Source organism: Prauserella halophila (genome assembly GCF_024171895.1).
Lineage (GTDB): Bacteria > Actinomycetota > Actinomycetes > Mycobacteriales > Pseudonocardiaceae > Prauserella > Prauserella halophila.
Map to the genome: position 1 here is coordinate 1205436 of NZ_JAMTCQ010000008.1, position 24574 is coordinate 1230009.

The 24574-nt window shown below is 70.4% G+C and carries 3 protein-coding genes; all 3 read left to right on the forward strand.

The features are described 5' to 3' along the window. Positions 1 to 49 precede the first annotated feature (49 nt). Genes LY41_RS05730 through LY41_RS05740 form a run of 3 tightly spaced genes read left to right on the forward strand, consistent with a single transcriptional unit; the run spans position 50 to position 24464 of the window. Entirely contained in the window at positions 50 to 9214 is a 9165-nt protein-coding gene (locus LY41_RS05730) for a non-ribosomal peptide synthetase (RefSeq protein ID WP_253862731.1), read from the forward strand. Positions 9215 to 9216: 2 nt separating this feature from the next. Further along, a complete protein-coding gene (locus LY41_RS05735; protein ID WP_253862732.1) occupies positions 9217 to 24258 on the forward strand; it encodes a non-ribosomal peptide synthetase in 15042 nt (5013 codons plus the stop codon). Continuing rightward, positions 24255 to 24464, forward strand: coding sequence for an MbtH family protein (locus tag LY41_RS05740; RefSeq protein WP_253862733.1), 210 nt, complete (start codon positions 24255 to 24257; stop codon positions 24462 to 24464). The genes LY41_RS05735 and LY41_RS05740 overlap by 4 nt, the downstream gene beginning before the upstream one ends. The last annotated feature ends 110 nt before the right edge of the window (positions 24465 to 24574 follow it).

A 24574-nucleotide genomic window follows, 5' to 3' on the forward strand; every position in this document is an offset into this window, starting at 1 on the left:
CAGACTCGCCTCCGTCGCCCTATTCGACCAGGCGAAGGTGATCGATACGATGCGCTCGACAGAACCCACGGCTTTGCCGCTCACCCAGGCACAGTCTGGGGTTTGGATCGCTCAACGCCTCGACCCGACGAACCCGATCTACACGATCGCCGAGTACGTCGACATCGCGGGCGCGATCGACCCGGCCGTGCTCGAACGTGCACTGCACCGTGTGGTGGCCGAGGCCGACGCGCTGCGCGTCCGGTTCGAGGATTCCGACGGGGCCACGAAACAGGTCGTTCGGTCCGAAGTGGACTTCGACCTTGAGGTCGTCGACATCGGAGACACCGACGATGCCCCCGACCGTGCGCTCGCATGGATGCGGCGCAGGCAGGAGCGCCCGCTGGATCCGGGATCCGGCGCAACTTTCGAGTTCGCACTGCTGCGACTCGGACCCCGGCGGTCGATCTGGTACCAGCGCTACCACCACTCCGTTCTCGACGGGGTCGGCATGACGGTGATCGAACGCCGGGTGGCCGCCGTTTACAGCGAGCTGGCCGGTGGCGAGCCCGCGGGAACAGACACCGAGCCCGCACCGCTGACCACACTGCTCGAGGGCGAAGCCGACTATCGCGCGAGCGCGGCACTCACCGCGGACGAGGAGTACTGGGCCGGGGAACTCGCCCGAGCCCCCGAGCCCACGACACTGGGAGCGGGCCACCCCAGCGTGCCCAACCGGCTCGAGAGGCACACGGTGCGCCTCGGACCGGAGGAACTCGCCCGCATCCGGGATCTGGCCAGGGAAGCCGAGGTGGGCTGGCCGAGCGTGCTGGTCGGCGCGCTCGGAACCTACCTGTCCCGATTGACGGGCGCCGACGACATGGTACTCGGCATTCCGGCGGCCGCGCGGCCGAGCCGTCACACGCGTGACGTCCCGGGCATGGCCTCCAACATCGTGCCACTGCGACTGCGCCTGCCGATGACGCTCACGGTCGGCGACCTGTTGACCCATACGGCGCGGCAGCTGCGTGACGTCGGCCGGCACCAGCGGTACCGGTACGAGGATCTGCGCCGGAGCCGCAAGCTACTCACCGACGATGCACGGCTGACCGGGCCACACGTGAACCTGGTACTCGGCGACTACACGCTCGAGTTCGCGGGCGTGCCGGCGACGATGACGAGCCTTGCGGGCGGGCCGGTCGACGACCTGTCGCTGGCGGTCGACGCGCGGTGCGAGGACGGCGGGGTCAAGCTCGTTTTCGACGCCAACCCCGAGCTGTACTCGCCCGACGCGGTCGCGGCGCACGCCGAACGGTTCACCGCGCTCGTGCGCCGTCTCGTGGAACATGAGGTGACGGACCCGGTGGCGAACCTGACCGTCGCCACCGACGAGGAACGCGAACTGGTCCTGTCCGCGTGGAACGACACCGCGCGCCCGGATCCGGCGACGACGCTGGTGGAGCTGCTGGAAACGCAGGCGGCGGCCACTCCCGACGCGATCGCGGTCACCTCGGGCGATACCCGGCTCAGCTACGGCCTGCTCCATGCCCGCGCGGAACGGCTCGCCCGCGCACTGGTACGCCGCGGCGTCGGGCCGGAAACCTTCGTGGCGGTCTGCCTGCCCCGGACCGCGCCGCTCATGGTCGCGTTGCTCGGCGTCCTCAAGGCGGGCGGTGCCTACCTGCCCGTCGACCCGGGTTACCCGGACGACCGGATCGAGCTGATGCTCGACGACGCCCGACCCGTCCTCGGCCTGACGAGCACCGGCGTCGACCACACGGTGGCCCGGGCGGGCATGCCGTGGCTGGACCTCGACGAGATCACCGAACAGGACGGCGACCTCGAGTCCGGACCGCTGTCGCAGAGCGAGCTGCTCGCTCCGCTGCGTCCCGAGCACGCGGCCTACGTGATCTACACGTCGGGCTCCACGGGACGGCCGAAGGGAGTCGTCGTCGGCCATGCCGCCGTCGCCGAGCTGATGCTGTGGGCGAAGTCGGATTTCGGCCCGGATCGCCTGTCCGAGGTGCTGGCATCGACCTCGCTCAACTTCGACGTGTCGGTGTTCGAGATGTTCGGGCCACTGTGCTGCGGCGGACATATCGAGCTCGTCCGTGATCTGCTGGCTCTCGCCGATCGGCCGGACGGCTGGTCGGGCACGCTGCTCTCCGGCGTCCCGTCGGCGCTCGCCCAGCTCCTCACGCACGGCGACACCGAGATCCACGCCGACGACCTGGTGCTCGCGGGTGAAGGGCTCTCGCTCGGGGTCGCCGGGCGGATCCAGGAGGCGATCCCGAGCGGACGGCTGGCCAACATCTACGGGCCGACCGAGGCGACGGTGTATTCGACCGCCTGGTACGCCGACGGTCCGGTGGACGCGGCGCCTCCCATCGGAAAGCCGATCCGCAACACGCGGACCTACGTCCTCGACGGCGCGCTGCGCCCCGTCCCGCCCGGCGAGACGGGAGAGTTGTATCTGGCCGGCGAGGGCCTGGCCCGCGGGTATCTGAACCGGTCCGCACTCACCGCCGAGCGGTTCGTCGCCGATCCGTACGGACCGCCCGGATCGCGCATGTACCGCACCGGGGACGTGGTGCGATGGAACGCTCACGGCGACATCGAGTACCTCGGGCGGTCCGATCACCAGGTGAAGGTGCGCGGTTTCCGGATCGAGCCGAGTGAGATCGAGACGGTGTTGGCCCGCCGCGACGAGATCGCCGAGGTGGCGGTGCTGGTCCGAGAGGATCAACCGGGGGTCCGGCAGCTGGTTGCCTACGTCGTACCGCACGACGAGTCCGACGAGGCCGTTGTGGACTCCGACGAGCTGCGACGGCACGTCGCGGACTCGCTGCCCGAGTACATGGTGCCCGCCGCCTTCACCGCTCTCACCCGCCTGCCTCTCGATCCCAACGGCAAACTGGACCGCAAGGCGCTGCCCGTACCGGAGTACCGGTCCGCCGGCGGCGGCAGGGCCCCCGCCACGGAAACCGAGCGGGTCCTGTGCGAGCTGTTCGCGTCCGTACTCGGCGTCGACGAGGTCGGCGCCGACGACAGCTTCTTCGATCGCGGCGGCGACAGCATCATTGCCATCCAGCTCGTCGGCAAGGCACGCCGGGCCGGGCTCACCCTGACACCACGGCAGGTTTTCACCACGAAGACCGCCGCGGAGCTGGCCACGCTCGCCACCACCGCGAGCGTCGAGGAGACCGCGGCGGTCGAGGACGTCTCCGCGGTCGGTGACCTGCCGCTGCTGCCCATCGCCCACTGGCTGCGGGAGCGGGGAGGGCCGATCGACAGCGTGCACCAGGCCGTCGTCGTCAACACCCCGGCCGGCGCCACCGAGAGGGACATGTCACGGACGTTGCAGGACGTGCTGGAGCACCACGACGCGTTGCGACTCCGGATGTCGCCGGACTGGCGGCCGACCGTCGACCCGCCCGGCACCGCATCGGTGCGGGAGGTCCTGCGTCACGTGGACGTCCCCTCGGGCACCGATCCGGCTGCACTGCTCGACGAGCACTCCGCGGTGTGGCGCGAGCTCTCGCTCGCCGACGGCGTCCTGCTTCGCGCGGTGTGGTTCGACGCGGGCACCGACCGGACGGGCCTGCTACTCCTCGTCGCGCACCACCTGCTGGTCGACGGGGTGTCGTGGCGCATTCTGCTCGACGATCTGGGCCACGCCTGGCGCGGTGAGGACCCGCTGCCCGTCGGCACGTCGCTCCGCGCCTTCGCGACCGCCCTGCAGGACACGGACAGGTCGGCCGAGCTGAGCCTGTGGCACCGGCAGCTGGCCACCCCGGATCCCGATCTCGGATCCCGCCGGTTCGACCCGGCCGTCGACACGGCAGGCACCGCTCGGCAGTGGACGTTCACCGTTCCCGGGCGGCAGTCCGCGGCGGTGTTGCAGACCGTGCCCGCCACGTTCGCCACCGGGCCCAGGGAAGTGCTGCTCACCGCGCTCGCGCTCGCGCTCGAACACTGGCGGGCGAGCCGCGGCGGCGCCGCGGGCGGCGTACTCGTCGATGTGGAGGGCCACGGGCGCGAACAACTCGTTCCCGGCGCCGATCTCTCCCGCACGGTCGGCTGGTTCACCGCGCTGTTCCCGTTCGGCATCGACCTGGACGGCATCGATGTCACCGAGGCGATCGCGGGCGGCCCTGCCGCGGGGACCGCGCTGAAACGAGTCAAGCAGGCACTGGCGGATCTACCGGACAACGGAGCCGGTTTCGGCGCGCTCCGCTACCTCGACGACCGCGGCGCCGCACTCGCCGAACACCGCCCGCCCCAGGTCGGGTTCAACTTCCTCGGCCGCCTCGACGTCGGCGACGAGGAATGGGGCCTGGCCGACCGGATCCCCGACGCGCCGACCGCGCCCGACACCCGGCTGGCGCACGCGGTCGAGATCAACACCTTCGCCACGCCGGACGACCGCGTCGTCGTCGGCGTCACCTCCGCCCGCGGAGTGCTGGCCGACGACGAATCCGACGCCCTGATGGACGTGTGGCAGACGGCGATGTCCGGCCTGGCGCTGCACGCCGAGTCGTACGGCGGCTCCGCGGTCCACACCCCCTCGGACTTCCCGCTGGTGCGGCTCGACCAGAGCACCGTCGAGGAACTCGAGAACGAGTACGGCCCCCGGATCGACATCCTGCCGGTCACCCCGCTGCAACGGGGACTGCGCTTCCACGCGCTCTTCGACACCGAAGGGTCGGACGTCTATACGATGCAGTTCACGTTCGACCTGACCGGTGACGTGGACGTGCCCGCGCTCCGCACCGCCTTGCGCGAGGTGACTCGCAGGCATCCGAACATGCTGGCCGCGTTCCCGAGACCGGATCTGCAGGTCGTTCCCACCGGCGCGCTCCCGGATGCGGAGTTCACCGAGATCGACCTGAGCGCTCACGACGCGGCCGACCGTGACGCCGAACTCGAACGCGTACTCGCCGACGACCGTGCGAGGCGGTTCGACCTGACCCGGCCTCCCCTGCTGCGCATGATGGTGGTCCATACCGGCGGCCGGCGTTCGACCCTCGTGCTGACCAACCACCACATCCTGCTCGACGGCTGGTCCATGCCGATCGTCGCCCGGGAACTGTTCGCCCTGTACAGCACGGACACCCCCGGTCTGCCACCCGCCGCACGGTACGCCGATTACCTCGGCTGGCTCCTCGACCAGGACCCCGGCCGGTCGGAGCGGGCCTGGACCGAGGAACTCGCGGGCCTCGAGGAACCGACCCTGCTGGCACCGGCGCGCGGGACGCCCCACGCGCGGCGTCCGGGCCGGATCACCACGACACTCGGCACCGACGACATGGCGGCGCTCACCGAGCTGGCCCGGACACACGGGCTGACCCTCAACACGGTCGTGCAAGGCGCCTGGGGCGTGCTGCTCGCCGCGCTGACCGGCCGCACCGACGTCTGCTTCGGTGCCACCGTCTCCGGCCGTCCCGCCGACCTCGCCGGCGTGGAAACCATGGTCGGGCTGCTCATCAACACGGTGCCCGTCCGAGTCGAAGCGGGCCACGACGAATCGATCACGGACGTGCTGACCCGGCTGCAGTCTCGGCAGGCCGGGCTGATGAGTCATCAGCATCTCGGTCTGGCCGAGATCCAGCGCGCGGTCGGGATGGAGGAACTGTTCGACACGCTGACGGTGTTCGAGAACTACCCGAGGGACCCGGCGCAGCTGCGCGCCGAGGGCAGCGGCCTCGGCGTCACGGACATCGACGGCAACGACGCCACCCACTATCCGCTGACCCTCGTGGTCACCGACGGCGACGTGCTCGAGCTGCGCCTTGACTACCAGCCGGATCTGTTCGGCGGCGACGACGCCGGGATGATCATGGACCGCTTCCGGCGGGTGCTGTCGGCCTTCGCCCGTGACTCCCACGCGCGGATCGGGACCATCGACGTGCTGTCGGCCGACGAACGGCGGCTCGTAGTGCACGAGTTCAACGACACCGACCGCCCGGTCACACCGACGACACTGCCCGCGATCTTCGCGGAGCAGGCGGCCCGCACCCCGGACCGGCCGGCCCTGATGTTCGACGAACGTTCGGTGAGTTACGCCGAGCTGGACGCCGCCGCCAACCGGTTGGCACGTCACCTGATCGAGAGCGGGGTCTCCCCCGGCGAGCTGGTTGCGCTCGCCGTCCCGCGCTCGGTGGAGCTCGTCGTGGCGATGTACGCGATCCACAAGGCGGGCGGCGCGTACCTGCCCGTCGACACCGACTACCCGAGCGAGCGGATCGCGTTCATGCTCGACGACGCCCGGCCCGCGCTGCTGATCACCACGGCCGACACCGAACTCCCCGCGACCGACCTGCCCACGCTGCTGATGGACGGCGAGGACGCCGCAGCGGCCCGCGAGCGGTACTCGCCGGATCCGGTCAGCGATGCCGACCGGACGGAACCGCTGACCCCGCACCATCCGGCCTACGTCATTTACACCTCCGGCTCCACCGGCCGTCCGAAGGGCGTCATGGTCGGCCACCGGGGAATCGTCAATCGGTTGCGGTGGATGCAGCACACCTACCGGCTCGACGAGAGCGACCGGGTGCTGCAGAAGACGCCCGCAGGCTTCGACGTGTCGGTATGGGAGTTCTTCTGGCCGCTGCAGACCGGCGCCGCACTGGTCGTCGCCGAGCCGGAGGGGCACCGGGATCCGCTCTACCTGGCCGAGCTGATCGACAGCGCACGGGTCACGACCGTCCACTTCGTCCCGTCGATGCTGCATGCGTTCCTCGAGTCGTTGCCACCGGATTCGTGCCTCGGTCTGCGCCGGGTCCTGTGTTCCGGTGAGGCGCTCCAGCCCGAACTCGTGCGGCGACTGTCGAAACGCATCGACGCCGGACTGCACAACCTGTACGGGCCGACGGAGGCTTCGGTCGACGTCACGTCGTGGGTGTGCTCGGCCGACGAGCCGACCGTGCCGATCGGACGGCCGGTGTGGAACACGCGGCTGTACGTGCTCGACGGCGGGCTGCGCCACATGCCCCCGGGTGTGTCCGGCGAGCTCTACATCGCGGGCGATCAGCTCGCCTCCGGTTACCTCGGCCGCCCGGGGCTCACGGCCGAACGCTTCGTTCCCGATCCCCACGGACAGCCCGGTGAGCGGATGTACCGGACCGGTGACCTCGCGCGGTGGCGCCCCGACGGTGCGCTCGAATACCTCGGGCGCGGCGACGACCAGGTGAAGATCCGCGGGCTCCGGATCGAACCGGGCGAGATCGAAGAGGTACTCGCCGAACACGACGACGTCACCGCGGTCACCGTGCTCACGCGCGAGGACGCACCTGGCGGCAGGCGGCTCGTCGCCTACGTCGTCGGTCCGGCCGAGACCGACGACCTCCGCAAGTTCGCCGACGCGCGGCTTCCCGAGCACATGGTCCCGACCGGGTTCGTGCCGCTGCCGGAGCTGCCGCTCACGCCCAACGGCAAACTCGACCGGAAGGCGTTGCCTGCTCCGGACTTCGCGGCGGGCGGCGGTGGCCGCGGCGCCGGAACGCCCATGGAGACGGCGCTGGCGACGTTGTTCGCCGAGGTTCTGGGTGTTCCCGAGGTGAGCGCCGAGGACAATTTCTTCGATCGCGGCGGCGATTCGATCATGTCGATCCAATTGGCCAGCCGGGCGAAACAGGCCGGAATCGGCATCACGCCACGTGAGGTGTTCCAGGCCCGCACCGTCGCCGACATCGCCGCCCTCGCACGCGAGCTCGACACCACGGCGATGTCCGAGCCCGCCGACGCGGGCGTCGGTGACGTGGTTCCCACCCCGTTCGCCCACTGGCTGCTCGACGAGGCCGGAGACATCGCGGGGTTCCACCAGTCGATGGTGCTCACCACGCCCGCGGGCCTGACCGTCGACACGCTGACATCCATGATCGCGGCGCTGCTCGACCACCACGACGCGCTGCGGATGCGGATCCACCGCAACGAGCTCACCGACCTCGACGACGATCCGGACGACACGGTCTGGCATGCCGAGATCACACCACGCGGCACCGTGTCCGCGGCGAACGTGCTCACTCACGTCGCAGCAGGCGAGCACGATCCGGCCGATGCGGCGACCGCCCTCGCCGAGTACGCGAGAACGGCCCGCGACGAGCTCGATCCGGACTCCGGCCGGATGGCGAGGGTGGTGTGGTTCGACGCCGGAGCGGACCTTCCGGGGCGACTGCTGCTGGTGCTGCACCACCTCGTGGTCGACGGCGTGTCCTGGCGGATCCTCACCGAGGACCTCGCCCGCCTGTGGTCCGGTCGGGACCCGCTTCCCGTCGGCACGTCCTACCGCTCGTGGGGCGCCGTGCTGACCGAGCAAGCCGTCGTGCGCGCCTCCGAACTGCCGGTGTGGCTCGACCAGGTCGCCACACCGGACCGGCGACTGGGCGCGCGTGCCGTGGATCCGGACACCGACACGACCGCTTCGGCACGGTCGGTCACGGTCGAGGCATCCACATCGGACACCGAGATGGTGCTCACCGAACTGCCGGCCCTGTACCGCGCCGGTGTGCAGGACGTCCTGCTGACCGCGCTCGGCCTCGCGATCGCGGACTGGCGCGGTGAGACCGGGCCGACCGTCGTCGACGTCGAAGGACACGGGCGCGCCGATCCGGCCGGTACCGACACGTCCCGCACCGTCGGCTGGTTCACCACGAGCTACCCGGTGCGGCTGGACCCGCTCCCGCCCGACGGGGATCCGCACGCGGGCGGGCGGCTCGCGGACACGGCGCTGAAGCGGGTCAAGGAACAGCTACGGGCCCTGCCCGGCGAGGGCCTCGGATACGGCCTGCTGCGCAGGCTCAACCCCGACACGGCACCGACGCTGGCGAACTGCCCGCAGCCGCAGGTGGGGTTCAACTACCTCGGCCGTATCCCGGCACCGGGTGAACCCACCGCATGGGAACCGGCGCCGGAGAACGCGGGGATCGGCGGCGGCGCGGGCGAGGGCATGTGCCTGCCGCACGCGCTGGAGATCACGGCCGTCACGCGGGACGCCGCCGACGGCCCGAGACTGTCGGCCACGTGGCTGTACCCGGCGGGAGTGCTGGAGGAACACCAGGTGCGGGGCATCGCGGACCGCTGGGTGGCCGCGCTGTCCTCGCTCGCCGCACACGCCCACGACGGCGGTGCGGGCGGGCTGACTCCGTCCGACGTCATGGCTTCGCTCAGCCAGGAGGACCTCGAGTCCTTCGAAGACGAGCTCGATATCGACCCGAACACAGACTGGGAGATGTAGCGGTGAGTACCCGAGGCAGCAAACCGAGTTCACGGATAGCCGACGTTCTCGCGCTGTCACCGTTGCAAGAGGGCCTGCTGTTCCACAGCCTCTACGACAGCACCGGTGACGACGACGCGGAGCGCTCCGATGTCTACACGGTGCAGTTCTCCCTCGGCCTCACCGGTGACCTGGACACCGATCTGCTCGCCCGCTCGATCGCAGCCCTGCTCGAGCGGCACGCCAACCTGCGCGCCGCGTTCCGGCAGACCAAATCGGGCACAACGGTCCAGGTGATCGCCACGAGCGTGCCGACACCGCTGCGGGTGCACGACGCCTCCACCGAGTCCGCCCCGGAGACCGAGGCCGACGCGATCGCCGACGACGACCGGGCGCGGCCGTTCGATCTCAAACGCCCGCCGCTGCTGCGGTTCTCCGTGGTGCACCTGGGCGAGCGACGGCACCGGCTCGTCGTGACCAACCACCACGTGGTGCTCGACGGCTGGTCGATGCCCGTGCTGGTGCAGGAGCTGTTCGCGCTGTACGCGGCCGGTGCGGATGCCGGCACGCTCCCCCGCGTCACGCCGTACCGCGACTACATCGGCTGGCTCGCCGAGCAGGACCACGACGCGGGCCGAGAGGCGTGGCGACGGGTGCTGGACGGCGTCGCCGAGCCGACGCTGGTGTCTCCCGCCGACCCCGCGCGCGCTCCGGTCCGCCCCGCGACGACGTCCACCACGTGCCCGGCCGAGCTCGCCGAACGTCTCGCCGAGTCCGCACGACGCCACCACGTCACCGTTCCGACGCTCGTGCAGGCCGCCTGGGGTATGACCGTCGGCAGGCACACCGGACGCGATGACGTGGTGTTCGGGTCGACGGTGTCCGGCAGGCCGCCGGACCTCCCCGGCGTGGAAACCATGGTCGGACTGTTCATCAACACGATTCCCGTCCGGATGCGGCTCGACCCCGCCGCGACGATCCACGATGTGCTCACCGAGCTGTCCCGCACACAGGGCGAGGTCATCGATCATCAGCACACCAGGCTGTCCGACATCGCCGCCGTCGCCGGAGCCGGCGAACTGTTCGACACGCTCGTCGTGTTCGAGAACTACCCGCTCGATCCCGACGCACTCGAGCTGCCCGGCGCAGACCTCGCGGTCACCGACATCGAAGCCAGGGACAACACGCACTACCCGCTCACGCTCGTCGCCCTTCCAGGGGACGAGCTGACACTGCGGCTGGACTACCGCACCGATCTGTTCGACGACCGCTCGGCCCGCCGGCTGCTGGACCGGATGACGGCGGCGCTCCACGCGATCGCCGACCGCCCGGACGAACGTCTGTCCACACTGGACCTGTTGACCGAGGACGAGCGGACCGCGGTACTGACCACCTGGAACGACACCCGGGCCGATCTCGCGCCGGTGACGCTGCCCGCCATGTTCGAGCGCGCGGCTGCCGCCACGCCGTCGGCGTCCTGCCTGGTTCACGGCGCCGACGTCCTGTCGTACGACGAGGTCAATGCGCGGGCGAACCGGCTCGCCCGCGCGTTGTGCGAGCGCGGCGTCGGCCCCGAGAAAGCTGTCGCCCTCGTACTCCCCCGATCGCCCGAACTGGTGATCGCTGCGCTCGCGGTCACCAAAGCCGGCGGCGCCTACCTGCCGATCGATCCGGACTACCCGGACGAACGCATCTCCTTCACTCTCGCCGATGCCGACCCGGTTCTCGTGATCGCCGCTCCCGGCGCGGTCCCCGGCGACGTGGAAACGGCGATGCTCGTGATCGACGGTCCCGGCGACCTGCCCACCGACGGCGGCTCCGGGAACCTCACGGACACCGACCGCACGTCTCCCCTGCTGCACGACCATCCGGCGTACCTGATCTACACCTCCGGTTCGACCGGGACACCGAAGGGTGTGGTGGTGACCCATCGCGGTATCGCCTCCTTCGCAGAATCCGAACGGGAACGGTTCGCCGGCTCACCGGACGCCCGCGTGCTGCAGTACTCGTCGCCGAGTTTCGACGCGTTCGTCCTGGAGCTGTGCCTCGCGTTCCGCTCCGGAGCGACCCTCGTGGTGCCGGACAACCTCCCGCTTGCCGGCGAGATCCTCATCGACACACTCGTCGGCCAGCGCGTCACGCACGCACTCATCCCGCCCGTCGCACTGGCGAGCCTGCCGTCGACCACCGTCGACGATCTCACGTCGTTGATCGTCGGCGGCGACGCCACCACGGCGGACCTCGTCGCACGCTGGGCGCCCGGTCGCTGCATGGTGAACGCCTACGGTCCGACCGAATCCACCGTCGTCGCCACCACCAGCGCTCCACTCGCTCCGGACGAGGGCACTCCGCCGATCGGGACTCCACTGTGGAACACGCGGGTCTACGTGCTCGACGACGCACTCCGGCCCGTCGCACCCGACAGTCCGGGCGAGCTGTATCTGGCGGGCGAATCGCTCGCACGCGGGTACCACGGGCGCGCCGCATTGACCGCCGAACGGTTCGTCGCCGACCCGTTCGGGGACCCGGGCGACCGGATGTACCGCACCGGCGATCTCGTGTCGTGGCGGGAGTCGGGCGAACTGGATTTCCACGGTCGTAGCGACGACCAGGTCAAGATCCGCGGCTTCCGCATCGAACTCGGCGAGATCGAATCCGTGCTGCTGTCCTGCGCCCGGGTCGACCAGGTCGCGGTCGTGGCCCGCGAGGACCGTCCCGGTGTGAAGCAACTGGTGGCGTACGTCGTCGGCACGGCCGAGCATGCCGAACTCCGGACCCACGTGGCCGCATCACTCCCGGATCACATGTGCCCGGCGGCCTACGTCACGCTGGACGGGCTGCCGATGACGGCCAACGGGAGCAAGCTGGACCGCAAGGCGCTGCCGGCTCCTCAGCTCACGTCGGCGGCGCCGGGCCGCGCTCCGGCCACAGAGGCAGAACGGGCGATGGTCGAGTTGTTCGGCGAGGTGCTCGGCGTACCGGAGATCGGCGCCGACGACAGCTTCTTCGACCTCGGCGGCGATTCCATCATCTCCATCCAGCTGGTGAGCCGCGCTCGCAGGGCCGGGTTCGCATTCACGCCCAAGGACGTGTTCACCCTGCGCACCCCCGCCACACTCGCAGGCAAGACTGCACCGGATGCGGCCGGAACCGAACCGGACGACCCCGACGCGGGTGTCGGCGCCGTGCCGTTGACCCCGATCATGCACTGGCTGCGCGAGCAGGGCGGGCCGATCTCGGCGTTCCACCAGTCGATGCTGGTACGCGTCCCCGCCGGCCTGAACGACGAGGGTGTCAGCGCAGTACTCGCCGCTCTGGCAGACCGCCACGACGCACTGCGGCTGAAGCTGACGGGCACCGGGCCCGTGTGGGCGCTCGAGGCGCGGGAACGCGGGAACCGGACAGTCCCGGTGTCGACGGTGGACATCCGCGGCATGTCCAGCGACGAGATCCGCGCCGCGGTAGCCGTCGAGTCGGACGCGATCGGAACCCGGCTGGATCCGGAGGCGGGCATCATGGCCGCCGCCGTACGGTTCGACGCCGGTGACGAACCGGGGCGGCTCCTGCTGGCTGTCCACCATCTGGCCGTGGACGGCGTGTCCTGGCGCATCCTGCTGCCCGACCTCGCTGCGGCATGGCGGGCCGTCGCCGCCGGTGCCACCCCGGACCTGCCACCGATCGGTACGCCGCTGCGGCACTGGGCGCAGCGCCTCGGCGCCCTCGCCCACGAACCCGCCCGGCTGCACGAACTCGAGGTGTGGTCGCACGTCCTGCGCCCTGCCGAGCCGATCACCCCACGTCCCCTCGACCCTGCCCACGACACGGTCTCGACGGTGCGGACCGTGGGAGGCGAACTTCCTCCCGGCATCACCGGAGCACTGTTGACGCGGGTCCCTGCCGCGTTCCACGCCGACGTCAACGACGTTCTGCTCACCGCACTCGCCGTGGCCGTCGCGCGCTGGCGCTCCGCGAAGGGCCACACCGACCGGACGACGCTGCTGCACCTGGAGAGCCACGGCAGGCACGGTGTGGGACCCGACGACGCGAGCGACCTGTCCCGCACCGTCGGATGGCTCACGTCGATGTATCCGGTGCGACTCGACCTCGACGGGGTGGTCGGCGCCGACAGTGACGACCGCAGCGACATGGCCGACGCCGTGTCGGGTGGGCGGCATGCGGGTGCCGCGCTCAAGGCGGTCAAGGAACAGCTGCGCGCACTGCCGGACCACGGCATCGGCTTCGGGCTGCTGCGTTACCTCAACCCCCAGACCGGCCCTGCGCTGGCGAGCCTGGCCACCCCGCAGATCGGATTCAACTACCTCGGCAGATTCGCCGACGCCTCCGAGAACGCCGACTTCGCGCCCGCCGCCGAAGCCGCCACGCTCGGTGGCGGTACGGCCGGGGACACGCCGGTGCCGCACGCGCTGGAGATCACGGCACTGACCCGCGACGGCCACGACGGCCCCACTCTCCGGGCGGACTGGTCGTGGCCGGGCGAGATGTTCGACCACGCCGACGTGGCGGAGCTCTCCCGGGAATGGTTCGACACGCTGCGCGGGTTGGTGGCGCACACGGCGGATCCCGGTGCAGGCGGGCACACCCCGTCCGACTTCGAGCTGGTCGACCTCACGCAGTCCGAAGTAGATGAACTGATGCCCGCGCTGCCTGCGGGATCCGACCTGCAGCCGCTGTCCTCGCTGCAGGAGGGCCTGCTGTTCCACGCGGGATTCGACGCCGCGGCACCGGACATCTACACCGTGCAACTGGCCATCGAACTGTCCGGCGCCGTGGACTCCGGGGCATTGCGCGGCGCGGCCGAATCCCTCCTGCACCGCCAGGCGGGGCTGCGCACGGGATTCCGGGTCGACGGCCTGTCCCACCCCGTCGCGTTCGTGCCGCCCGAGGTTCCGCTGCCGTGGCGAGATGTCGACCTGTCGGCACACGCCGACCCCTTGACCGCACTCGCCGACGTCCGCGCCGAGGAGAAGCGCCGGTTCGACCTGTCGCAGCCGCCGCTGTTGCGGTTCGCGCTCGTGCGCCTCGCCGCCGACCGGTACACGCTGGTGCTGACCAACCACCACATCCTGCTCGACGGATGGTCGATGCCGCTGCTGGCCGCCGAGCTGTTCACGGCCTACGCGGGCGCGCCGCTGCCGCCGGTCTCGCCCTACCGGGACTACCTCGCCTGGTGCGCGTCCCAGGACCGCGCTGCGGCCGAGCGCACGTGGCTCGACGTGCTCGACGGCGTCACCGAACCGACGCTGCTGGCCGGTGGCGATCCGCCTGCCGACCCCGCCACGAGCGGCCGCCACACCGTCCGCATCCCCGAGAGCCTGACCCAAGCGCTGACGAGCACCGCGCGTGATTCCGCGGTCACCGTCAACACCGTGCTGCAGGCAGCGTGGGGCCTGGTGCTGGCGGGCGTGACCGGCAGGTCGGACGTGCTGTTCGGCGCCACCACCTCGGGGCGTCCCCCGGAACTGCCGGGCGTGGAAAGCATGATCGGCCTGTTCATCAACACGCTCCCCGTCCGGGTCCGGCTCGACCCCCACGAGACGGTGGCCGGACTGCTGGATCGCCTGCAGCGGCAACGCCTCGACGTCACCGACCACTCGTACGTCGGGTTGACCGACATCCAGCGCCTCCTCGGCACCGGCGAGCTGTTCGACACGTTGATGGTGTTCGAGAACTACCCGCTCGACCCCGATCGCATGGTGGCGCCGGGCAGCGGGGTGTCCATATCGAACGCCGAGGTCGACGACGCGACCCACTATCCGCTGACGCTCGTCGCGTTGCCGGGCGACGAACTGCACCTGACGATGACCTACCGCGACGACGTGTTCGATCCCTCGGACGTGGAGCGGTTGGCCGACCGACTCGTCACCCTGCTGACGCGCATCACCGACGACCCCGCACTGCCGGTCGGCCGGATGGAGACGCTGCTGGCCGACGAGCGTGAACTGCTGCTGTCGCAGTGGAACGGCACCGCCGTCGAGGTGCCCGCGACCAAGGGCTCGGTCCAGGACCGGTTCGCCCACCAGGCCGCGGCCACACCGAACACGGTCGCGGTGTCGGCGAGCGGCACCGAGGTGACCTACGCCGAACTCGACCGACGCGCGAATCAGCGAGCGCACCAACTGCTCCGGCTCGGCGTCCGCCCGGAGGACAAGGTCGCCATCCTGCAACAGCGCTCCGTCGAACTCGTCGTGTCCACGCTGGCGGTGCTGAAGGCGGGCGGGTCGTACGTCCCGTTGGACGGCAGGAGCCCGGACGGCCGGCTGGAGCGGGTCCTGGCTCAGACGGCGGCGCCGGTACTGCTCACCGACGGTTCCGCCGTCGACCGGGAGCTCGAACACCACGCGACCGTCATCGACGTCGACACCGACGGTGCGGTCGCGGAGGAACCGGTCACGGCCCCGGACGTCGCCTGCCATCCCTCGAGCCTGGCCTACGTGATGTACACATCCGGGTCCACGGGGGTGCCGAAGGGCGTCGCCGTGACCCATCACGACGTGCTCAGCCTGGCCTTCGACCGCGCATGGGACGGAGCGAACCAGGAACGGGTGCTGCTGCACTCGCCGCACGCCTTCGATGCCTCCACCTACGAACTGTGGGTTCCGCTGCTCACCGGCCGCCGACTCGTCGTCGCCCCGGCGGGCGAGCTCGACATGGCCGAACTCGCCGACGTCATCACCGGCACCGGGATCACCGGCCTGTGGCTCACCGCCGGGCTGTTCCGGCTTCTCGCCGAGGAGCATCCCGACTGTTTCGCAGGTGTGCGGGAGGTGTGGTCCGGCGGCGACGTCGTACCGCCCGCGCTGGTGCGGAAGGTACTCGAGGTCAACCCGGAACTCGTCGTGGGCGACGGCTACGGCCCGACCGAGGTCACCACCTTCGCCACGTACCACCTGATGAGCGCCGGCACCGAGATCGGTTCGACCGTGCCGATCGGTCGTCCGCTGGACAACATGCGGACATACGTCCTCGACGACCGGTTGCGCTTGGTACCGCCCGGTAGCGCCGGCGAGTTGTACATCGCCGGCGCCGGCGTGGCCCGCGGCTACCTCGACCGTCCGGAGCTGACGGCCGAGCGGTTCGTCGGCGACCCGTACGGCCCGCCCGGCGCACGGATGTACCGCACCGGCGACCTCGTCCGCTGGATCCGCCCCGCCGACGGCGAGGCACCCGCGGTGCTCGAGTTCGTCGGCCGTGCGGACGAACAGGTCAAGATCCGTGGCTTCCGCATCGAGATCGGCGAGATCGAGGCGGTGATCTCGGCGCAGCCGGATGTCGCGCAGGTGGCGGTGATCATCCGGGAGGACCGGCCCGGCGACAAGCGGATCGTCGCCTATCTGGTGGGCGATCCCGACATCGACGCCGTCCGGGACCGGTGCACCACCGCGTTGCCCGAGTACATGGTGCCGTCGGCATTCGTCGCGCTGGACACGCTTCCGTTGACCACCAACGGCAAACTGGATCGCCGAGCGCTGCCCGAACCCGACCTCACGGCAGCCGCGACGTTCCGCGAGCCGCGGACGCCGCGGGAGGAGATCCTCTGCGGCCTGTTCGCCGAGGTCCTGGGCGTGGCCGAGGTCGGTATCGACGACGGCTTCTTCGCGCTGGGCGGGCATTCGCTGCTGGCCACCAGGTTGGTCAGCAAGATCCGTTCGTCCTTCGGTGTGGAGTTGCCCATCCGTGCCCTGTTCGAAGCGCCCACGGTGGCCACGCTCGCCGGGCGATTCGATTCGGCTCAGAGCGCCCGCACCGCACTCGTGCGCTACGACCGTCCGGAGGTCGTGCCCGCGTCGTACGGCCAGCGCAGGCTGTGGTTCCTGAACAAGTTCGAAGGGGACGCCTCGCCCTACAAGATCCCGATCGGGCTCCGGTTGCGCGGCGACCTCGACCGCGGTGCGTTACGTGCGGCCCTGCAGGATGTGCTCGAACGGCACGAAGTGCTGCGCACGGTCTATCCGGAGGTCGACGGCGAACCGGTCCAACGAGTTCTGGACGCCGACCCCGCCACCCCGACCATCCGCCACGTACCGATCACCGAGGACGACCTGCGGGACGCAGTGCACCGCGACGTCGCCGCCGGCTTCGATCTGGCCGTCGACCCGCCCGTGCGCGCCACCGTCTTCCAGACGGGCGAAGCCGATTTCTTCCTGCTGCTCGTGCTCCACCACATCGCCGCCGACGGCTGGTCGATGGCGCCGATGGGCCGGGATCTCGGCCGTGCCTACGCCGCACGCGTGTCCGGCGAGAGTCCCGAATGGACCGAACTGCCCGTTCAGTACGCCGATTACAGCCTGTGGCAGCACGACGTGATGGGCACGGAGGACGACCCCGAATCGGGCATCGCACGCCAGGTGGAGTTCTGGCGTGACACGCTCGCCGACCTGCCCGAGGAACTGGACCTGCCGACCGACCGGCCGCGCCCGACGGACCCGACCTACGCGGGCGGCACCGTCATGTTCGAGCTGGACGCCCAGCTGCACGCCGGACTGACTGCTCTGGCGCGCGAGCACGGCACCAGCCTGTTCATGGTGTTCCAGTCCGCGCTGGCCACGCTCCTGACCCGGGTGGGCGCGGGCACGGACATCCCCATCGGCTCTCCCATCGCCGGACGTACCGACGACGCACTCGACGACCTCGTCGGATTCTTCATCAACACCCTCGTGCTGCGCACGGACACCGCCGGGGATCCGACCTTCGCCGAACTGCTCGGCAGGGTCCGCGACACGCTGCTCGCCGCGTACGCACACCAGGACCTACCGTTCGAACGGCTCGTCGAGATCCTCAAACCCGCCAGGGTCACCGGGCGGAACCCGTTGTTCCAGGTACTGCTGGTGTTGCAGAACAACGCGAGCACCACGCTGGAGCTGCCGGGCGTCGACGTCGAGGTCGAACCCGCGGATGTCCACGCCGCCCAGTTCGACCTCTCGGTCGACCTGACCGAACGCCACGTCGACAGCACGGAAGCCGGGATCGGCGGCAGGCTCGACTACAGCGCGGAGCTGTTCGACGACGACACCGCCCGTGGTCTGCTCGACCGCTTCACCCGGTTGCTGCAGGCGATCGTGGCCGATCCGAACCAGCACATCGCCACGATGCCGATCCTCTCCGACGACGAAGAGCGGCGGCTGCTGGCCGAGTTCAACGCCACGGATGCGCCCGTCGACCGCGAGGGCGTCGTCGAGAAGGTCCGCAGGCACGCCGAAGTGCGGCCGGACGCGACCGCGCTGGCCGACGAGCACGGGACCGTGAGTTACGCGGCGCTGGATCGCCGCGCCGGTGCGCTGTCGCGTCTGCTGACGCGGAGCGGCTCTGAACCCGGCGCGATCGCCGCGGTACTCGCCGACCGCAGCACGCTCGTCCCGACCGCCGTACTGGGCATCCTCGGTGCCGGCGCGGCCTACACCCCGCTCGACCCCCGGGCACCGCGGGCGAGACAGGTCGCGTTGCTGCGCGACAGCGGCGCGCGGTGGTTGCTGGTCGAACCGTCGCGGACCGCGGAGGCGGCCGAGCTCGCCACGGCGGCGGGCACCGGTGTGACCGTCGTGACCCTGTCCGACGAGACACTGTCCGACGAGGCGCTGTCCGACGAGGCGCTGTCCGACGAGGCGCTGTCCGACGAGGCGCTGTCCGACGAGGCGCTGTCCGACGAGGCGCTGTCCGACGAGGCGCTGGACGCCGACACCGGACCCAGCCACCCACCTCGAAGTGAACCGGAAGACCTCGCCTACGTCATCTTCACGTCCGGCTCCACCGGTAGGCCCAAGGGCGCGATGGTGCACCACGGCGGCATGGTGAACCATCTGCTCGCCAAGGTGGAGGATCTCGAACTGACCGAGTCCGACAGCCTGGTGCAGAACGCGCCGCTGTCGTTCGACATCTCGGTGTGGCAGATGCTCGCCGCGTTCGTGGTCGGCGGCACCACCCGGATCGTCAACGACGACACGGCGCTGGACCCGGCGGCCCTGTTCGACCTCACGGCGTCCGAGCGCATCACCATGCTCGAGGTGGTCCCGTCACTGCTGCGCACAGCGCTCGACTCGTGGGACAACGGATCCGCGGTGCAGGACCTGACGGCGTTGCGGTGGCTGATGGTCACCGGCGAGGCGTTGCCGGAGTCGGTGTGCCGACGGTGGTTCGACCGCTTCCCGGACATTCCACTGGTCAACGCCTACGGGCCCACGGAGTGTTCGGACGACGTCACGCACGCCGTGATCACCGAGCGGACCGATCTGAGCGGCAGGATCCCGATCGGCCGGGCCGTGCGCAACACTCAGCTGTACGTGCTCGACGAACAACTCGAACCGTTGCCCATCGGCGTGGTCGGTGAGCTCTGTGTCGGCGGCGCCGGTGTCGGCCACGGCTACCTCGCCGATCCGGCGAAGACCGCACGCGCGTTCGTCCCCGACCCGTTCTCCGGCGTCGAAGGGGCGCGGCTCTATCGCACGGGCGACCGCGTGCGATACCGACCGGACGGACAGCTGGAGTTTCTCGGCCGGATCGACCACCAGGTCAAGATCCGCGGGCAGCGCATCGAACTCGGCGAGGTCGAAGCAGCGATCCGGGAGCTCGAGAGCGTGTCGGACGCGCTGGTCGTGGTGCACCCCGACCCTTCGGGCCAGCAGCGGCTTGTCGGCTACGTGGTCGGGGACGCCGATCCGACGGTCGCGCGGGAGCGGCTGTCGGCCGCACTGCCCGACGCCATGATCCCCGCCGTCCTCATCGGACTCGACACGTTCCCGCTGACCCGCAACGGGAAGATCGACCGCAAGGCGTTGCCCGCCCCGGAGTTCGGCTTCGACGGCGAAGGCCGCGAGCCGAGCACCCCCACCGAAAGCATCCTGGCGTCGATCTTCACCGAGGTACTCGGCGTGTACGGCGTCGGAGCCACCGACGACTTCTTCGACCTCGGCGGCCACTCCCTTCTGGCCACTCGGCTGGTGAACCGGATCCGCTCGGTGTTCGGGGTGGAGCTGCCGGTCCGGACCGTGTTCGACTCCCCGACCATCCAGGCACTCGGCGGGCGCCTCGACGCCGAAGGCGCCGGCGACGCGCAGCGGCCCCCGTTGCGGCCGATGCCACGCGGTGAGCACGTTCCGCTGTCGTACGCGCAGCGGCGGATGTGGTTCCTCAACCGGCTCGAAGGATCGGGCGGCACCTACAACGTCCCGGTGGTGCTGCGGTTGTCCGGGGAACTGGGCGAGCCCGCGCTGCGGTCGGCAGTGACCGACGTCGTCACCAGGCACGAGGTGCTCAGGACGGTCTTCACCGAGATCGACGGTGAGCCTTACCAGAAGATCATCCCCGCCGACGTCGCCGTTCCCGAGTTCCGCACGGTGACCGCCGATCCGGAGCAACTCGACGAGGAGATCCGGAACGCCACCCGCACCGGTTTCGACCTCACCCACGAGCTTCCGGTGCGCGTCACGCTGCTCTCACTCTCGCCGCGGGAGCACGTCCTGGTCGTCGTCATGCACCACATCGCGAGCGACGGCGGCTCAGCCAAGCCATTGGCCACCGACCTGGCCCGGGCCTACACCGCGCGGCGCGACGGGCAACCGCCGCAGTGGAGCGATCTGCCGGTGCAGTACGCGGACTACGCCCTCTGGCAACGGCAGGTGCTCGGCAGCGACGTCGACGAGGCCGGCGGCCGCTCACCGATCGCCCGGCAACTCACCTACTGGACCGACGCGCTCGCGGGCATTCCCGAGGGCATCGAACTGCCCACCGACCGGCCGCGGCCCGCGTCGTCGGACTTCGCGGGTGACACGGTGCCGATGCAGCTGGACGCCGACCTGCACGCTCGGCTGGAAGCACTGGCGGCCGAGCACTCCGTGAGCCTGGCCATGGTGGTGCAGGCCGGGGTGGCGGCACTGCTCTGCCGGCTGGGGGCGGGCACGGACGTGCCGATCGGGTCCCCCGTGGCGGGGCGCACCGACGAGGCGCTCGACGACCTGATCGGCTTCTTCGTCAACACGCTCGTGCTGCGCACCGACACCTCGGGCGACCCGTCGTTCACCGACCTGCTTGCACGGGTACGCGAGACCGATCTGGAGGCGTTCGCCAACCAGGACGTGCCGTTCGAGCGGCTGGTCGAGGAACTCAACCCGCCACGGTCGCTCAGCAGGCATCCGCTGTTCCAGGTCATCCTGTCCTTCGCCAACCACGAAGCGGTCGGCCTGGACCTGCCCGGGCTCCGGGTGCAGCCGGTGCCGGTGACGACCGGTGGCGCCAAGGTCGACCTGTCGTTCAAGCTCGGCGAACAACGCGGCGCGGACGCCACCCCGCAGGGCATCACCGGGCTCATCGAATTCCGCACCGACCTGTTCGACGCCGAATCGGTGGCAGGCATCGCCACCAGGCTGGAACGGCTGCTGCGGGCTGCGGCCTCCGAACCGGCCGCACCGGTCGGCGACATCGATCTCACCGACCCGGCCGAACGCACGCGGTTGCTGACGGAATGGAACGACACCGCGACCGACGTTCCCGACGTCACCGCGCCCGAACTGTTCACCCGGCAGGCCCGCCGCACGCCGGACGCGATAGCGGTCACCGACGGGCACACGGAGTTGACCTACTCCGAACTCGACCGGCGGGCCGTCCGGGTCGCCGCCGCGTTGCAGGCCCGCGGCGCCGGGCCGGAGCACTTCGTGGCCGTGTCCCTGCCGCGCTCACCCGGCCTGCTCGTCGCGCTGCTCGGTGTCCTCAGGTCCGGGGCGGCCTACGTTCCGGTCGACCCGGGATACCCGCCCGAGCGCATCGAGTTCATGCTCGCGGACACCGGCCCGGCACTGCTGATCACCGACGACGCCGTCGCGCGGGACCTGCCCGCCACGGCGGTCGAACGGATCACCGTGCCGGAACTGGAGGAGACAGGCGGCGATCCGGCTTCCGAGGACACAGTGCTTACGGAGACGGTGCGTCCCTGCAACCCGGCGTACGTGATCTACACGTCCGGCTCGACGGGCAGGCCGAAGGGCGTCGTGATCGAGCACCGCGCGCTCGTCGACTACCTGACGTTCGCGGGCGACGACTACGCGGGCGTGCGCGGGCAGACGCTGTTGCACTCGCCGATCTCGTTCGACCTGACGGTCACCGCGATGTTCGTGCCCCTCACCGTCGGCGGAACCGTGCGTGTCGCCTCGTTCGACGAAGCCGATCCGGACACGGTCGAACAGCTGCGGCGCAGCCCCGCGAACTTCGTGAAGGCGACGCCGAGCCACCTGCCGCTGCTGGAATCGCTGCCGCCGGAGTACTCCCCCGACACCGAGCTGCTGCTCGGCGGGGAGCTGCTCCTCGGCGAACTCGTCGACCGATGGCGCACCGAACACCCCGGCGTGACCGTGCTGAATATGTACGGGCCGACGGAAACCACGGTCAACTGCACCGAGTTCCGCATCGAACCCGGCGATCCGATCCCGCACGGACCGTTGCCGATCGGCACACCGCTCGACAACACGCGGCTGTACGTGCTGGACGAACGCCTGCGGCTGGTACCTGCCGGTTCCCCTGGTGAGCTCTACGTCGCGGGCGACGGCCTGGCACGCGGGTACCTGAACCGGCCGGAGTCGACCTCCGCCAAGTTCGTCGCCGACCCGTTCGGCGAGCCGGGCGAGCGGATGTATCGCACGGGCGACGTGGTGCGCTGGAACGGCGACGGCACCCTGTCGTTCCTGCGGCGCGTCGACGACCAGGTCAAGCTCCGCGGCTTCCGGATCGAACTGGGCGAGGTCGAGGCGGTGCTGGACGGCCACCCCGCGGTGGACCGTGCGGCTGTCGTCGTCCGCGAGGACCAGCCGGGCGATCAGCGCCTGGTCGGCTACGTCACCGCCGCGGCCGACGGCCGGGCGGATCCCGCGGAACTGCGCTCGCACGCGGCGGACACGCTGCCGGAGTACATGGTCCCGAACGCCGTCGTGGTGCTGGACCGGTTGCCGCTCACGCCGAACGGCAAGCTCGACCGTGGCAAGCTCCCTGCCCCGACCGTGAGCACCGGTGGGCGAGGCCCACGCGGGCAGCGGGAACAGCTGCTGTGCGAACTGTTCGCCGAGTCGCTCGGGCTCGACCGGGTCGGCATCGACGACGGCTTCTTCGACCTCGGCGGGCACTCGCTCCTGGCAACGAAACTCATCACCCGTGTGCGTGCGACGCTCGGAGTGGACATCGCGATCCGCACCCTCTTCGAGGCACCGACCGTGGCACAGCTGGTGCCGCGCCTGGACGATCCGGACACCGCGGAGGCGGGCGCGTTCGACGTGGTGCTGCCACTGCGGAGCGGCGGCGACGAGAACCCGCTGTTCTGCATCCATCCGGCGAGCGGGTTCAGCTGGTCCTACGCGGGCCTGATCCGGCACATCGACCCGGCCGTGCCTCTCTACGGTCTCCAGTCCGCCGGCCTCGCCGCCGACGAACCGCTGCCACCGACCGTGCCCGACATGGCAGCCCGCTACGTCGACGAGATACGCCGGGTCCGGCCGGAAGGCCCGTATCGCATCCTCGGCTGGTCGTTCGGCGGGATCGTGGCCCACGAAATGGCGTACCAACTGGAACGAGCCGGTGAGCGGGTGGAACTGCTCGCGATGCTCGACTCGTTCCCGAAGTCGGACGCCGAACGCGCGGACACGACCGACATCGACGAGCGAGAGCTGTACGAAGCCCTGCTCGACCTGGCCGGGTACGACCCGTCGATCGTCGGCGAGGGTGTACTCGATCGGGCACGCATCACCGAGATGCTCCGCGAACAGGGCGGCATCCTCGGTGAAATCACCGAGCGGGAACTCGGCGCCTTGTATCACGTCTACGGGAACAACACCGCACTGGCGCGGGAATTCGTCCCCAGCACGATCTCCTCGGACGTCGTCCTGTTCGTGGCGACCGACGACGAGACCGAACCGGACATGCAACACCGCTGGACCGGCCACATCACCGGAACGGTCACTCGCATCGACGTGCCGAGCCGGCACAACGACATGACCCGTCCCGCGCAGCTCGCCCTGATCGGCTCCGAACTGGCCACTCGGCTGCGCAACGACAACGAAAGGAATCCCCGATGAGCACCAATCCCTTCGAGAATCCGGACGGCACGTACTCGGTGCTGGTCAACGACGAAGGCCAGCACTCGCTGTGGCCGTCCTTCGCCGAGGTGCCCTCGGGCTGGACGGTGGCGCTCGCCGAAGCCGGCCGGCAGGAGGCACTGGACTACATCACCGAACACTGGACCGACATGCGCCCCGCGAGCCTTGCCGCGGCGATGGACTGAGCATGCCGCGCCCGCGCCGGGACGGCCCGCCTGTCTCGGCGCGGGCGCACGCCGGTCCGCGCGCGCCGGACCGCGCGCCCGCGCTGCAGGAAGTGGAAGAACGATTGGCG

Excerpts from the sequence above, each read along its gene's own strand:
- LY41_RS05730 (WP_253862731.1), top strand. The coding sequence starts at position 50 with ATGCGCTCGACAGAACCCACGGCTTTGCCGCTCACCCAGGCACAGTCT.
- LY41_RS05740 (WP_253862733.1), top strand. The coding sequence starts at position 24,255 with ATGAGCACCAATCCCTTCGAGAATCCGGACGGCACGTACTCGGTGCTG.